Origin of the sequence: Streptomyces hokutonensis (assembly GCF_000376565.1) — a bacterium.
Taxonomy (GTDB): domain Bacteria; phylum Actinomycetota; class Actinomycetes; order Streptomycetales; family Streptomycetaceae; genus Streptomyces; species Streptomyces hokutonensis.
Map to the genome: position 1 here is coordinate 12,526 of NZ_BARG01000013.1, position 14,306 is coordinate 26,831.

The following is a 14,306-nucleotide window of genomic DNA, read 5'->3' on the forward strand; positions in this document are numbered from 1 at the left end:
CCATTTGCCGGATCTCCCCGCCGAGGGGTAGCCGTCAGGCGGGCTCTCTCCCAGGCCAGGACGGCGACAGTGGTACGGCTGCGCGGTCTCGCGGAACCTGCCGCCGAGGCGTAGCCGTCACACCCGGTCCCCCTCCGTGCATCAGGCCCCAGCACTCCCACCCCCCACCGGAGTCAGGACCGCGCCACCCGAGTGAACCGCCCCGCCACCCGCAGATCCGCCTCGATCCGCCCCGCCGTCGCCAGCAGCTCGGGCAGGATGTCCGCGACGTACGCCTCCGCCGGCTGGCGGGCCACATGCGTCGCCGTATTCAGCGCAGCGACGACCCGGCCGGTGCGGTCGCGGACCGGTACGGCGAGTGAGCGCAGGCCTGCCTCCAACTCCTCCTCGACCAGGGCGTATCCCTGGGACCGGACCTGCTCCAGGGCGGTCGAGAGCGCCCCGGGGTCGGTCAGTGTGTGCGGGGTCAGGGGACGTAGGTCGGCCAGGGACTGTCGTAGCGTCGGCGGCGGGGCGTCGGACAACAGGACACGGCCCAGTGCCGTCGCGTACGCCGGGAAACGGGTGCCGACCGCGATGTTCACGCTCATCACGCGGCTGGTGGCGACCCGGGCCGTGTACTGGATGTCGGAGCCCACGAGGATCGCCAGGGACGCGGACTCGTGGATGCGGGCGGCGAGGGCGGTCAGGTGCGGGGTCGCGAGGGACGGGAGGGTGGTGCGGGAGAGAGGGGGGAAGCCCAGCGACAGTACCCGGGGCGTCAGGGTGAAGCGGCGGTCGCCGGACGGGGTCACCAGGCCGAGGTGCTCGTAGGTGATCAGTGCGCGGCGGGCGGTCGCGCGGGCCAGGCCGGTCGCCTGGGAGACCTCCGTCAGGGTCAGTTCGGCGCGGCCCTCGCCGAAGGCCGTCAGGACCGTCAGCCCGCGGGCCAGGGACTCGACGAACTCCCGGCCCAGTTCCTGCTTGGACGCGCCCGTCCAGGTCGCCAGGCCCGAGGGCGCGGCCACCGAATCTGGCTGGGGTGCCGCGCGCAGGTCCTCCTCCATCGCCTCGACCGCCGACCGCAGCCGCGGCAGCAACGTGTTCCGCAGATCCGCCGCCGTGTGCCGGCTGGTGTGGCTCACCACGCTCGCCACACACGCGATCGTGCCGGTGCGAGGGTCCCGTACCGGCACGGAGACCGCCATCAGTCCCGGTTCGATCAACTGGTCGTCCAGCGCCCAGCCGTTCTCGCGGGCCAGGGCCGCCGACCGTTCGAGGTCGGGTGCGGGGGACGACGGCGGGCGCGGGGGTACGGCGGGGAAGCCCCGGTCCTCCGGGTCGGCCGCCCGGCGCTCGCGCCAGCGCGCCCAGTCGTGCTCCGTCCACTCGGTCGCGAACAGCGGTCCCGGCGCGGTGCGTTCGGCCGGCAGCAGGTCGCCGATGCGGAAGCTCAGGGACATCGCGCGGCGGCGGGTCGCCTGGTGGATGAAACGGATGCCGTCCCGGTCGGCGACCGCCAACGACACGGACTCGTCCAGCTCGTCGGCGAGGGCGTCCGCGCGGGCGTCCAGGAGGGACGGCAGCCGCAGGGCGGCCAGGTAGGCGTTGCCCAGTTCCATGATCCGAGGGGTGAGAACCGCGTCCCGGCCGTCGAGACGGACGTATCCCATGCGGGCGAGCGTCGCGGTGATCCGGTCGACCGTGGAACGGGCAAGACCGGTGGCCCGCTCCAGCCCACTGAGGCTCAACGTGCCGCCCGCCTCGGTGAGTTGACGCACCACGGCGACCCCCCGGATCAACGGCGCGACCGCCTCGGCGGGCACGGCTCCGGCACGGTCGTCCAACGTGGTCTCAGCGGGCATCGGCTCTCCGGTACGGCGATCTCGGCAGCCCTACGGTAAGCCCGCGCCCGATGCGGTCACCGCCGAGCCTGCGACACCCGCTTCAGGAGAGCGGTGCTCAATCCCTTGAGCCGCGTCACCTCGCCACCTCTATCGCGTCCGAGTAACCGTCACCCGATAATTCCCCGCCGCATCGGCCCCCGTCACCACCACCCGAACCCCCCTACGAGGATCGTTGAACGATTCCCCCGCAGTGAACGGCGCGTCCGACAACTCGGCGTGCACATTGGGACTCCGCGTGCAGCCCCCGCTGTCCCGGTGCGCGTCGTACACCTTCACCGGCCCCATCCCCGTGTCGACGTCCGCCTCCACCTTGTAGATGAGGACGCCGGGGCGGCACACCGCCTCGTCGTTGCCCTCGCGGGTGCGCAGTTCCAGGGCGTAGCCCGTCCGGCGGGTGAGGGGGACGAAGACGAGGCGGGTGCCGTCGCCGCCGGGGCGTTCCAGCGGGGTCAGGGTGTACTCCGAAGTGCCGCTGGTCATCGCGCAGTTGACCTGGGACGGGTCGAGCCAGCCGAGTTTCCACTTGTGCCAGCCCAGGAGGTCGTTGTCGGCGCCCCAGTCCTCGCTCATGATGTCCCAGTGGCCGACCGCGCCCCCGCCCTCCTGGGTGTAGAGGTCGGGCAGGCCGAAGACGTGGCCGTTCTCGTGGGGGAGGACGCGGTAGCCGGTGCGGGCGTAGGAGCCGGAGCCGTCGTCCTGGCGGGAGTAGACGAAGGAGGCGTTGGAGACGGGGACGCCGTCCGCGACAGGGGCCTCGGTGTTGCCGGCGAACGTCACCGAGAGGACGGTGTCCAGGGCGGAGGGGCCCGCGTTCGGGGTGACGAGGACGTTCAGGAGGTCGTACGACCGGAAGTCCACGGTCGGGTCGGCGGCGGTGACGATGTCCTGGACGAGCTGCCGGTACCCGGGGTCGAAGGGCGCGCCGCGCTCTATGCCGTAGGACTTGAAGGGCTTGGGCATGCGCAGCCAGTGGTCGACCGGGGTCTCGGGGCGGTAGTCGAGGCGGCCGTAGGAGCTGGTGCGGAACCACTCCTGGGTCTGTGGGAAGAACTCGTGGTAGCGGTCCATGGCGGTGCCCTGGCCGGGGGCGTCGGAGAAGTCGACCATCAGGGTCAGGGCGTGGACCGTGCCGGTGGAGCGGGAGTAGCCGCCCGGGGTGGGGATGCCCTCGGACATCTCGGTGTCGAGGGGGCCGTTGATCATGCAGGCGCCGAGTGCGGAGGTGCGGGCGAGCGCGATCGGGCCCGCCGCCGTCGTGGCGCCCGGGGTGAGGTGTCCGGTACCGGCCGAGGTGCTGACCGCGAGGGTCAGGACGGTCACGGACGCGAGGGCGGCCACGCGGCGCGGGCGTATCCGACGGCTGGGCTGCATGCATGGACCCTTCGCGCCACGGCAGCCGCCGGTCTCGGGCTGCACCCTTTCGATCACCCTGTGTCGTGCGGTGCGAGGGCGCGCGCTGGAGGAGACCGACCGTGTGGTCGAGCGGGAAAAGGGGCCCGAACAGGGGTCCAAACGGGGTGTGACCCAGGTCACATCAAATGTCCCGCTGAGTGGGAAATAACCGGGGAGCGTTTCCCCGTTTAGCCATGTGTCCGAGCGAAACGGGGAGTGGATCCCCGGATCGCGTCAGCAGTCCAAGACCTTCAGAGCCCCAGGAGTACGCCGTGACGACCGCGACCCCCGTACAGCGAAAGGTGACCCGGCCGCGCGCCGACGCTTTGCGCAACCGGGAGCGGATCGTCACCGCCGCCCGGGAGATGTTCGTAGAGTTCGGCTCCGATGTGCCGCTCGACGAGATCGCCCGCCGGGCCGGCGTCGGCAACGCCACGCTCTACCGCAACTTCCCCGACCGTGACGCCCTCGTCCGCGAGGTAGTGGTCTCGGTCATGGACAGTACGTCGGAGGCCGCCGAGCAGGCGCTCAACGAGACCGGCGACGCCTTCGCCGCTCTGGAGCGCTTCGTGCACGTGGCCGCCGACGAGCGGATCAGCGCGCTGTGCCCGATGATCTCCAGCACGTTCGACCAGTTCCACCCGGATCTGGAAGCCGCGCGGGAGCGGGTCGAGCAGCTCATCGGCGAGGTCATGGACCGCGCCATGCGGTCGGGACAGCTCCGTACGGACGTGGGTGTCGGCGATCTGATGGTCGCCGTGGCCCAGCTCAGCAGGCCCCCGGCCGGCACCGGTTGCCTCAGCGCCGACCGCTTCGTACACCGACACCTGCAGCTGTTCCTGGACGGACTGCGGGCCCCGGCCCGCTCGGTCCTGCCCGGTACCGCCGCGACCATGGAGGATCTCCGGCAGCCCTGACCGATTAGTTCAGAGCGTCACGCCCGTCTCAACAACAAGCACCGGCTCTCGTCGTCGTAGCGGCCACGGAGTGTCACCCGCCGACGAGCCGTCCCCGAACACGTCCTTCTTCCGTATTTTTCCGTCACGAAGTCCCGAAGTGGGTACCGCCATGTCTGAAACAGCTCGAAGCGCCCCCGGCGCTCTCGACAAGGCCGCCGAGGCGGCCGAGCACGAAGCCCATGCCAACCGCTGGAAGGCGCTCGCGTTCATCGCGCTCGCCCAGCTGATGGTCGTGCTCGACGCGACCATCGTGAACATCGCCCTCCCGTCCGCCCAGACCGACCTGGGCATCTCCGACGGCAACCGGCAGTGGGTCGTCACGGCCTACGCCCTCGCCTTCGGCGGACTCCTCCTCTTCGGCGGCCGGATAGCCGACCTGTGGGGCCGCAAGCGCGCCTTCGTCGTCGGTCTGACCGGCTTCGCCGCCGCGTCCGCCCTCGGCGGTCTCGCCACCTCCGGCGCCATGATGTTCGGCGCCCGCGCCCTCCAGGGTGCCTTCGGCGCACTGCTCGCGCCCGCCGCGCTCTCCCTGCTCGCCGTGATGTTCACGGACGCCAAGGAACGCGCCAAGGCGTTCGGCATCTACGGTGCGATCGCCGGTGGCGGCGGCGCCGTCGGCTTCATCCTCGGCGGTGTGCTCACCGAGTACCTCGACTGGCGCTGGACGTTCTTCGTGAACATCCCGTTCGCGATCATCGCCGCGCTCGGCGCGTACTTCGTCATCCGCGAGCCGGAGGGCGGCCGCAACCGCAACCCGCTCGACATCCCGGGTGTCCTGCTCTCCACCCTCGGCCTGGTCTCGCTGGTCTACGGCTTCACCCGCGCCGAGACCGACGGCTGGGGCGACTCCTCGACCATCGCGCTCTTCATCGCGTCGGCCGTCCTGCTGGCCTCGTTCGTGATCGTCGAGTCCAGGGTCAAGGCCCCGCTGCTGCCCCTGCGCGTGATCACCGACCGCAACCGCGGCGGTATCTACCTCTCGCTCGGCATCGCCATCATCGCGATGTTCGGCACCTTCCTCTTCCTCACCTACTACCTGCAGGTCGTGAAGGGCTTCTCGCCGATCAAGACCGGCTTCGCCTTCATGCCGATGATCGTCGGCATGATGGTCGGCTCGACCCAGATCGGCACCCGCCTGATGACCCGCCTGCCGGCCCGCCTGCTCATGGGCCCCGGCTTCCTGGTCGCCGCGGTCGGCATGCTGCTGATGACGCAGCTGGAGATCGGCTCGTCCTACGCCTCGATCATCCTGCCCGCGATGCTGCTGCTCGGCCTCGGCATGGGTACGGCGTTCATGCCGGCCATGTCGCTGGCCACCCTGGGCGTCGAGCCCCGGGACGCGGGTGTCGCCTCCGCGATGGTCAACACCTCGCAGCAGGTGGGCGGCGCCATCGGTACGGCCCTGCTGAACACGATCGCCGCCTCCGCGACGACCGCGTACATCAAGGACCACATCGCCGGCGCGGGTACCTCCAAGACCCAGCAGCAGCTGATCCAGCTGCAGGGCCAGGTGCACGGCTACACCAACGCCATCTGGTTCGCCGTCGGCATGCTGGTGGCGGCCGCGGTCATCGTCTCGGTCCTCGTCAACGCGGGCACGCAGGGTTCCGACCCGGTCGCCTCCGGTGACGGCGCCGAGGACGAGTTCAAGGTCCCGGTCGTCGCCCACTGACGACGCCCGACCCGGTCGTACCCCCTTCGCACCATCCGTACGTACGGGGAAGGGGACGCCCCGTACGTACGATCCCCAGGAACTGCCCTGGTTTCCGCCTGAGTTGAGCGGCTCAGCGGAGCCAGGGCAGATCCGCGCCCGCTTCGTTGGGCTGAAGTCCCTCGGCGACGATCTCCATGATCTCGCCGAGGGACTTCTGCTGTTCCGGGCTCAGCCGCTCGAACAACGCCTGCCGTACGGCGCTCACATGCCCCGGCGCGGTCCGGCTGAGCACCTCGTGGCCCGCGTCGGTCAGCACCGCGAACTGGCCGCGCTTGTCGGAGGGACAGTCCTCGCGGCGCACCCACCCGTTCTTCTCCAGCCGCGCGATCGCGTGCGAGAGCCGGGAGCGGGTGATCTTCGCGTTCATGGCCAGCTCGGTCATCCGCAGCCGGCGGCCCGGCGCCTCGGCGAGCTGCACGAGAAGGCCGTAGTAGATGTGCGGCATGCCCGCGTCCCGCTGGAGCTGGCGGTCCAGATGGTCCTCCAGGAGGGTGCTGGCGTGCATGTAGAAGCGCCAGACACGCTGCTCCTCGTCGGTGAGCCAGCGGGGTTCTGCGGAAGTGGGTGCCGTGTTCATGCACTCCGCTGTACGAGAGCTCTCCTTGAAAGTTAAACAAACGAGGCGTAAGCTCTGACGCAGGGAATTTGAGAGTTCAAGCATGGGGAGTGACCGTCATGTCCACCGCCGCACCGGAGCGCATGCCCGCCCTCTACCTCAGCCACGGCGCGCCGCCCCTCGCGGACGACCCCGTCTGGCCCGGCGAGTTGGCTGCCTGGTCCGCCGACCTCCCCCGCCCCAAGGCGATCCTCATGGTCTCCGCCCACTGGGAGGAGGCCCCCCTCGCCCTCGGCGCCACCGCCCCGGTCCCGCTCGTCTACGACTTCTGGGGCTTCCCCGAGCACTACTACCAGGTCCGCTACGACGCTCCCGGCGCACCCGAACTCGCCGAGTCCGTACGGAAGTTGCTGCGCGCCCCGGGCATCCCCGTGCAGGACGTCCCCGACCGCGGCCTCGACCACGGGGCGTACGTCCCGCTCGTCGAGATGTTCCCGGCCGCCGACATCCCCGTCCTCCAGGTGTCGATGCCGACGCTCGACCCGGTGAAGCTCATGGAGATCGGCCGCAAGCTGGCGCCCCTGCGCGACGAGGGCGTCCTGATCGTCGGCTCCGGCTTCTTCACCCACAACCTGGCGGCCCTGCGCCACACCGGCGACGGAGTGCCCACCTGGTCCTCCGAGTTCGACGACTGGGGCAGGCGCGCGCTGGAGGCCCGGGACTGGGACGGCCTGCTCGACTTCCTGCACAAGGCACCGGCCGGGCGCTACGCCCACCCGCGCACCGAGCACTTCGCCCCGCTGTTCGTCACCATGGGCGCGGCGGAGGCCGGCGGCGAGCTGGACACGCAGCACTCGGTGATCGACGGGTTCTGGATGGGGATGGCGAAGCGGTCGGTGCAGTTCGGCTGAGCCCGCGTGCCTTCCGGCCGAGCTCGCGCCGAAAACGCCCTCCCCTTCGGGGAGGGCTACAACTCCTTCTCGTACCAGGCGACATCCCAGTAGCGGCCGAACTTGCGGCCCACCTCCCGGTAGGTGCCCACCGGCCGGAAACCGAAGCGTTCATGCAGCCGCGTGGACGCTTCGTTGGGCTGTGCGATCCCCGCGTACGCCCGGTGCACGTCCTCGGTCGCCAGGTCCGCGAACAGGGCCTTGTAGAGCAGCGTTCCGACACCGCGCCCGCCGGCGTCGGGCGCGAGGTAGATCGTGACCTCGACCGAGGTCGAGTAGGCGGGCTTCGCCCGGTAAGGGCTGGATGTGGCGTAGCCGAGGATTCGCTGTGAGTTTCCTTGGAAGGTCCCGTCGACGGCAACCTTCAGCCGGTATGGGCCGTCTTCAGGGTGGGAGAGCAGCCAAGGACGGCGCTCCTCCGGCGTGAAGGCGGCGGTGTCGAAGGTGATCGGGGTCTCGCGTACGTAGTGGTTGTAGATGTCGGTGAGGGCGACGAGGTCATCCTCGACTCCCGGCCTGACCTGCACCTCTGTACGTTCCGACGGCATCATGCCTCCCTTGTGGCCGGACAGGGTACTGCAAGATCAGAAAAATAGGGGAGTGGGTCGGGAATTCTGTCCGGATTCCAGTCGTTGTTTCCATCAGATGCAGGGCACACGAGAAGAGTCACGAAAAGAGTGCCCGACCATCCGACGAACACCTGCTGACCCACCATCGCAAGGGAGCACGCATGGCAACCCGTGCCGTCGCCCGTCGTAAGTCCGCCTCCGGCGAGACCTCCGGCGTGGCACGCAGTGTTCGCGCCCATGGCGGCGAGATCGCCGACCGCGACCTGGTCGGCATGTATCTCGACGAAATCGCGCGTACACCGCTGCTCGACGCCGCCAAGGAAGTCGAGCTTTCGCAGACCATCGAAGCGGGCGTGTTCGCGCGCCAGGTCCTCGACGGCGAGGAGGAGTCCCAGGCGGACGCCACCCGCGAAGAGCTGGAGGCCCTGGTCGCCGAAGGGGAGCGTGCCAAGGACGTCTTCATCCGGTCGAACCTCCGCCTGGTCGTGGCCGTGGCCCGCCGCTACCCCCGTAGCGGCCTGCCCCTGCTCGACCTGATCCAGGAGGGCAACGCGGGCCTGGTCCGCGCGGTCGAGAAGTTCGACTACCGCAAGGGCTTCAAGTTCTCGACGTACGCGACCTGGTGGATCCGCCAGGCCATCACCCGCTCGATCGCCGACCAGTCCCGGACCATCCGGCTCCCCGTCCACCTCGTGGAGGAGCTGGGCCGGATCCGCCGCGTGCAGCGCGAGTTCAACCGCAAGAACGGGCGGGAGCCCGAGCACGAGGAGATCGCCGCCGAGCTGGACTCGACCCCGGAGCGGGTGACGAACGTCCTGGACTGGGCGCGCGACCCGGTCTCGCTGAACATGTCGGTGGACGACGACGGCGACACGCAGTTCGGTGACCTTCTGGAGGACACCTCCGCGGTCTCGCCCGAGCAGTCCGTGATGACCCTGCTGCGCAGCGAGGAACTGGACGACCTGATCGGCCGCCTCGACCAGCGCACGGCCTCCATCATCAAGATGCGGTACGGCATGGAGGACGGCCGGGAGCGCACGCTCACCGAGGTCGGCAAGGAGCACGGCCTCACCCGCGAGCGCATCCGCCAGATCGAGAAGCACGCCCTGCTGGAACTGAAGAAGCTGGCCAGCCAGACCGGTTTCGACGCGGCGGCCTAGGAAAGGCCCTGAGCAGCAACCCCTCCGGCGGGGGCGCCGGAGGGGTTGCCGGGGGCAAGAGTCCCCGGCTCCCCGGCACATGGCCCGGCAGCCACAGGGGCGCGTACGACCCCCGTGTGCGCCCGGCCGCGTACGCCGGGTGGCGGGAGACCGCGCAAACATGGCCGTGCAACGCCGCTTCAACGTGCGGGGCCCTGGGAACAAGACTTCAGGGCCCAGGAGTTGGGGCCATGGGCGTTGCCCCGTGACCCTCTGAGCCAAGTCCCGACGCAAATCCCCCCCCCCGGCGCCGGGACTCTCCCGAGCCGGGCTTCGGCACCTGTCCCCCCAGGCGCCGGGGCCCGGCTCACCTTCACGCACGGGCGGGGCGGGTTGAGGTGCGGACATGCCTGGATGGCGGGGCACCCCGTACCTGAACACCGGGGTGGCCCGCCGAATGGCAGATTGTGCCACAGCGGCATAGCCTGCCGGTGTGAGCAGCCCCACCCCAGCCCCGGATCCCCGTCCCGACTCTCCCTCCGCACCGCTCTCGCTGACCGAGCGGCGCAAGGCCGAGACCCGGATGCAGATCGCCCGGGCGGCGGCCGGACTCTTCGCCAGACACGGGCTGCGGGCCACCCGCGCCGAGGACATCGCCCAGAGCGCCGGTATCGCCCCGCGCACCTTCTACCGCTACTTCGCCACCAAGGAAGAGGCCGTCGCCCCGCTCTACGCGGCCGGCGCCCAGCGCTGGGCGGACGCGGTGCGCGCGGCCCCGCCGGCGCTGTCGGTGCCGGAGGCCCTGGAACACGGGGTGCGCCACACGCTGACCCCCGGGGTGGGCGTCTCCACGACCTCCTGGACCTGGGTGCGCACCCTGATCGGCATGGCCGAGTCCAGCCCCGGCCTGCGCAGGGTGTGGGCGGAGGTCTGCCAGGCATCGGAACGGACCCTGGGCGAGGTCCTGTTGGAACGTGTCACCCACGGCGACCCCACCCTCGCCGCCGGCACCCCCGACGCGACCTCCCCGGAACTGCGCTTCGCCGCCGCCGTCGCGAGCGCCGCCGTACGCACCGCCGTAGAGGGCTGGGCGACCGGAAAGGAACACCCGGGCACGCTCGCCGGCCCGGCGGAGTCGGCACTGCGGAACCTGCGGGCGCTGCGGGACTTTCCCTGGAGGGAGATCGGGGCGGCGCGGGGGGTGGGGTGAGCCGTAGTGGAGTGCGTGAGGCGCGATGGAGGGGCGTGCGGCCGCCTCATTCGTGCCGTACCGGCCCGCCCCCTGCTGCCGCCCTGCTCAGCCGCTCCCCCAACTCCCTTACGCAGCGCACCAGTTCCTCCGGTTCCTGCACCGTGAACTCGAACTCCAGCAGGGCCAGCCGGGCGGCGAGCCAGCGGATCTCGTCGCCGGTCGTGGCGCGCAGGCGGCAGCTGTGCGCGTCGAGCGGTTCGGGCGTGCCCATCCAGGCCGGGACGCGCGCGGCGACGACGTCGGCGGGCGCGGCGAACGTCACGGTGTACTCGTAGGACTCCTGCCGCCGGTACATCGACCGCCGCAGATACTCCGCCGCACTCCCCGTCGGCAGCTCGCGCGGCGCGAACCGCGCCCCCGTCGCGAACGGCTCGCTCACCCGGTCGACCCGGAACGTCCGCCAGTCCTCGCGGTCGAGGTCGTAGGCCACGAGGTACCAGCGCCGGCCGGTCGAGACGAGTCGATACGGCTCCGTCACGCGGCGCGACTCGGTGCCGTCCTTCGCGCGGTACGCGAACCGCAGCCGCTCCCGGCCGGCCACCGTCGAGGCCATCACGGTCAGCGTCTCGGGCGCGATGCTCGCCCCGTCGCCACTGGTCAGCGGGGTGGTGGCGGCCTGGAGGGTGGCGACCCGGTGCCGCAGCCGCGAGGGGAGGACCTGTTCCAGCTTGGCCAGCGCCCGTACGGACGCCTCGTCCACGCCCTCGAGCGCGTGCCCGGCGCCCGCCCGCAGGCCGACCGCGATGGCCACGGCCTCCTCGTCGTCCAGGACGAGTGGCGGCATCGCCTTGCCCGCGACCAGGCGGTAGCCGCCGTCGGTGCCCAGGGTCGCCTGCACCGGGTAGCCGAGTTCGCGGAGCCGGTCGATGTCCCGGCGGACCGTACGGCGGGAGACCCCGAGCCGGTCGGCCAGCTCGCCGCCGGGCCACTCGCGGGGCGTCTGGAGGAGGGAGAGCAACTGGAGGAGCCGGCCTGGGGTGTCCGTCGTCATGGATTCGAGGATGCCGTAGAACTAGGACACGATCTGACCTAATGAGGTCATAGCTTCGAGCCATGACCTCCACCGAACTCCTTGTGGACAGCCCGGCCGTCTCGACGGAACCGGCACGTACGGCCGACCGGCGGCGCTGGTTCGCCCTCGCGATCGTGATGACCGCGGCCTTCATGGACCTCGTCGACGTCACGATCGTCAATGTCGCGATCCCGTCGATCCAGCGGGACGCGGGCGCGTCCTTCAGCCAGATCCAGTGGATAACGGCCGGTTACGCGCTCGCCTTCGCCGCCGGACTCATCACCGGCGGACGGCTCGGCGACATCTACGGCCGCAAGCGGCTGTTCCTGCTCGGGATCGGCGGCTTCACGCTCGCCTCCGCGCTGTGCGGCTTCGCCGCGAACCCGGAGATGCTGGTCGCCTCGCGCATCCTGCAGGGCGGGATGGCCGCGATGATGGTGCCGCAGGTGCTGTCGATCGTGCATGCCACCTTCCCGGCGCACGAACGCGGCAAGGTCTTCGGGCTGTTCGGCGCGATCGTCGGCCTCGGCGCGGTCTCCGGACCGTTGCTCGGCGCCCTGCTCACCGAGTGGAACCTCTTCGGTCTCGAATGGCGTCCGATCTTCCTGATCAACCTGCCCGTCGGCATCGCGGGCCTGATCCTCGGCAGCCGCTTCATCACCGAGTCCAGGGCCCCGCGCGCCCTGAAGCTGGACCTCGTGGGCGTCGCCCTGGTCGTCCTCGGCCTGCTGATGCTGCTCTACCCGCTCACCCGCGGCGAGGAACTGGGCTGGCCCGCCTGGGGGTTCGTGTCGATGTCCGGCTCCATCGGCGTCTTCTGGGGGCTGGTGGCGTACGAGAAGAAGAAGGCGGCACGGGACGGTTCCCCGCTGGTCGAACTCTCCCTGTTCAAGGTGAAGAGCTTCGCCGCCGGCATCGCCGTGCAGACCGTCTTCGGCGTCGGACTCGGCATCTTCTTCCTGGTCTGGACGCTGTACATGCAGACCGGCCTGGGCTGGAGCCCGCTGCGGGCGGGGCTGACCGGAGTGCCGTTCTCCATCGCTGTGTCGGTGGCGGCCGGGATGTCCGTCCAGAAGCTGGTACCGCGCGTCGGCGGACGCAACGTCCTCCAGGCCGGCGCGCTGGTGATGGCCGCGGGTGTGCTGCTCTACCTCTGGGAGTCCGACCGGTACCAACTGGCCATCGCCTCCTGGCAGATGGCGCTCCCGCTGGTCGTGATGGGCGCCGGCATGGGGCTGATCTTCGCCCCGCTGACCGACACGATCCTCTCCGAGGTGCCGCGCGAGTACGCGGGTTCGGCGTCCGGACTCATCAACACCGTGCAGCAGATGGGCAACGCGCTGGGGCTCGGGCTGGTGTCGGTCGTCTTCTTCGGCTCGATCGGCGACCGGCTGACCCAGGCCGAGGTGGGCCCGGCCTTCGTCAACGCCTTCCAGAACGCGCTGGGTTGGGTGGCCGCGGTGATGGGCCTGATCTTCCTGCTGATGTTCGCGCTGCCGGGGCGGGCGGCCACGGAGGAGAGGGCGGCCACGGAGGAGAGGGCGGCCAAGGGGGCTGCCTCCGACGGGAGTTGACGCCGTCCCATGACGCCATCCACAGATGCCGTCCGCTGACGCACCGCAGTCGAGCGCCCCGCCCCGAGGCCGTACCGGGGGCGGGGCGCTCGGCGCAACCGGCCGGAGGATGGCGTACGCCGGTGGTCGGACGGGGGCGTACGCCGGGCAGGTCCGGCGGCGCACTCGGTGCCGAACGCGGCATTGAGTACCAGAATCATCGGTTATGTGGTGAACACTCCGGCTTCGGGTGTCGCGCGTGCCCAACTCCCCTGTTCCGCAAGAAAACTGACAGGGTGAAAGATGATGGCGGGAGGGGCGGGCCGGGAGTGGTTCCCTTATCCATTAGTCGATATTTGGTGATGTGCGGCGGCGAACTGTGGATTCCCGTACGGGATTCCGTTGCCCGCGCGGAAGCACCGCATTTCCTGTCGACTCCGATTGCCTCTCGAAAAGGAATTGCGGAAGTCGCGGCGGGCTAATTCGCCGGGTGGGGGCGGCTCGCCGGGCCGGTTCCGGTGGGTGTGCTTCCGCTCGCGGGGGCGGCCGGTCGGGCTGAACCGTATTGGCCGGATCTGTTGACTCTTGATCGATGGCCTTCATTTGATAACGCTGTCAGTGCCCGGTGAAGTCGGGGTCGTCTCGCCCCTGCGTGCATAAAGGGGGTAAAACGTGCCGCCCGGCGGGGTGTTCCGGTGGCGTGCGCGGGGTGGTGCGCTGCTCGCCGTGCAACCCCCATCGCCGGGGTTTCGGCTGGCCGCCGGGCACTCAGGGCTCCTTGTTGCCTGACGGGGAGTGACCTAAAGGCCATCCGTGGTGTTTACTGGGCACCGGTCTGATCCCTGGTGGGTCCGGACCTTTCCGGGAGGTCCTGGGGGTGGTGCCCCGGGGCCTCTCGTTTTTGCCGCCGGTTTGTGCGGGCGTCATATGTTGCTCACCCGAGAAGGGTCCTCTCGCCCTCTGCGGGGGCATGTGAATAATCAGGATCGGTAAATCCGTATAGGGTGCGGTGGTATTCGCATCGGGATTACGTGCGATCTTCTGTAACAAAACCCCACGGTAAGGGGTTCTGGTTCATGATCGCTATTCCTCGTGCCGCCTTCGAAAAGGCGACTGGCTCTTCGCTCACGGCGAGCGGTACGGTTTCCATCGCTCAACTGTCTCCACCCGCCCGGCCTCACCACCCGGGCGCTGCCGCACCTCCCGGAGAGGGAGCAGGACCCACCACCCGGAACCCCGCTGACCAGTGGGGTTCCACAGCACTGACAGAGCAAGGGATCAGGTCAATGCGCACCGTCAACGACGACGGCGTCATTCCGCCGTC

11 protein-coding genes are annotated in these 14,306 nt (G+C 70.1%); 6 read left to right on the plus strand and 5 right to left on the minus strand.

From position 1 onward, the window contains the following. Positions 1-173: 173 nt before the first annotated feature. Together SSP08S_RS05210 and SSP08S_RS05215 are read right to left on the minus strand one after the other, a co-directional pair. A complete protein-coding gene (locus SSP08S_RS05210; RefSeq protein WP_019066513.1) occupies positions 174-1,844 on the minus strand; it encodes an IclR family transcriptional regulator domain-containing protein in 1,671 nt (556 codons plus the stop codon). 129 nt (positions 1,845-1,973) lie between these two features. Next, a complete protein-coding gene (locus SSP08S_RS05215) occupies positions 1,974-3,257 on the minus strand; it encodes a M6 family metalloprotease domain-containing protein (RefSeq protein ID WP_026178186.1) in 1,284 nt (427 codons plus the stop codon). A gap of 293 nt (positions 3,258-3,550) precedes the next feature. On the opposite strand from SSP08S_RS05215, the gene SSP08S_RS05220 reads away from it, so the two are divergent. Together SSP08S_RS05220 and SSP08S_RS05225 are read left to right on the plus strand one after the other, a co-directional pair. Further along, complete coding sequence (locus SSP08S_RS05220; protein ID WP_019066515.1) at positions 3,551-4,195, plus strand: TetR/AcrR family transcriptional regulator; 645 nt, start codon at positions 3,551-3,553, stop codon at positions 4,193-4,195. A gap of 151 nt (positions 4,196-4,346) precedes the next feature. Then, positions 4,347-5,909, plus strand: coding sequence for an MFS transporter (locus tag SSP08S_RS05225; protein WP_043259272.1), 1,563 nt, complete (start codon positions 4,347-4,349; stop codon positions 5,907-5,909). A 112-nt stretch (positions 5,910-6,021) separates the two neighbouring features. Here the strand turns inward: SSP08S_RS05225 and SSP08S_RS05230 are convergent, their stop codons facing one another. Then, positions 6,022-6,528 carry a MarR family winged helix-turn-helix transcriptional regulator gene (locus SSP08S_RS05230; protein WP_019066517.1) on the minus strand — a complete coding sequence of 169 codons (507 nt, stop codon included), beginning with the start codon at positions 6,526-6,528 and terminating at the stop codon, positions 6,022-6,024. 98 nt (positions 6,529-6,626) lie between these two features. Between SSP08S_RS05230 and SSP08S_RS05235 the strand changes: the two genes are divergently transcribed. Beyond that, positions 6,627-7,418 (plus strand): dioxygenase family protein, encoded by a 792-nt coding sequence (locus SSP08S_RS05235; protein WP_026178187.1) that lies wholly within the window; start codon positions 6,627-6,629, stop codon positions 7,416-7,418. Between the two features lie 56 nt (positions 7,419-7,474). Here SSP08S_RS05235 and SSP08S_RS05240 read toward each other — a convergent pair whose 3' ends face one another. Then, on the minus strand, positions 7,475-8,005 hold the full coding sequence (locus tag SSP08S_RS05240) for a GNAT family N-acetyltransferase (protein WP_019066519.1): 531 nt from the start codon (positions 8,003-8,005) through the stop codon (positions 7,475-7,477). A gap of 182 nt (positions 8,006-8,187) precedes the next feature. Here SSP08S_RS05240 and SSP08S_RS05245 point away from each other — a divergent pair, with 182 nt between their 5' ends. Together SSP08S_RS05245 and SSP08S_RS05250 are read left to right on the plus strand one after the other, a co-directional pair. Then, the gene (locus tag SSP08S_RS05245) at positions 8,188-9,186 is read left to right on the plus strand and encodes a sigma-70 family RNA polymerase sigma factor (protein WP_019066520.1); all 999 of its coding nucleotides are present in this window, start codon (positions 8,188-8,190) and stop codon (positions 9,184-9,186) included. Between the two features lie 472 nt (positions 9,187-9,658). After that, entirely contained in the window at positions 9,659-10,375 is a 717-nt protein-coding gene (locus SSP08S_RS05250) for a TetR/AcrR family transcriptional regulator (RefSeq protein ID WP_078532344.1), read from the plus strand. A 46-nt stretch (positions 10,376-10,421) separates the two neighbouring features. Here SSP08S_RS05250 and SSP08S_RS05255 read toward each other — a convergent pair whose 3' ends face one another. Further along, entirely contained in the window at positions 10,422-11,408 is a 987-nt protein-coding gene (locus SSP08S_RS05255) for a helix-turn-helix transcriptional regulator (protein ID WP_019066522.1), read from the minus strand. 62 nt (positions 11,409-11,470) lie between these two features. On the opposite strand from SSP08S_RS05255, the gene SSP08S_RS05260 reads away from it, so the two are divergent. Continuing rightward, the gene (locus SSP08S_RS05260) at positions 11,471-13,003 is read left to right on the plus strand and encodes an MFS transporter (RefSeq protein WP_019066523.1); all 1,533 of its coding nucleotides are present in this window, start codon (positions 11,471-11,473) and stop codon (positions 13,001-13,003) included. Positions 13,004-14,306 lie beyond the last annotated feature (1,303 nt).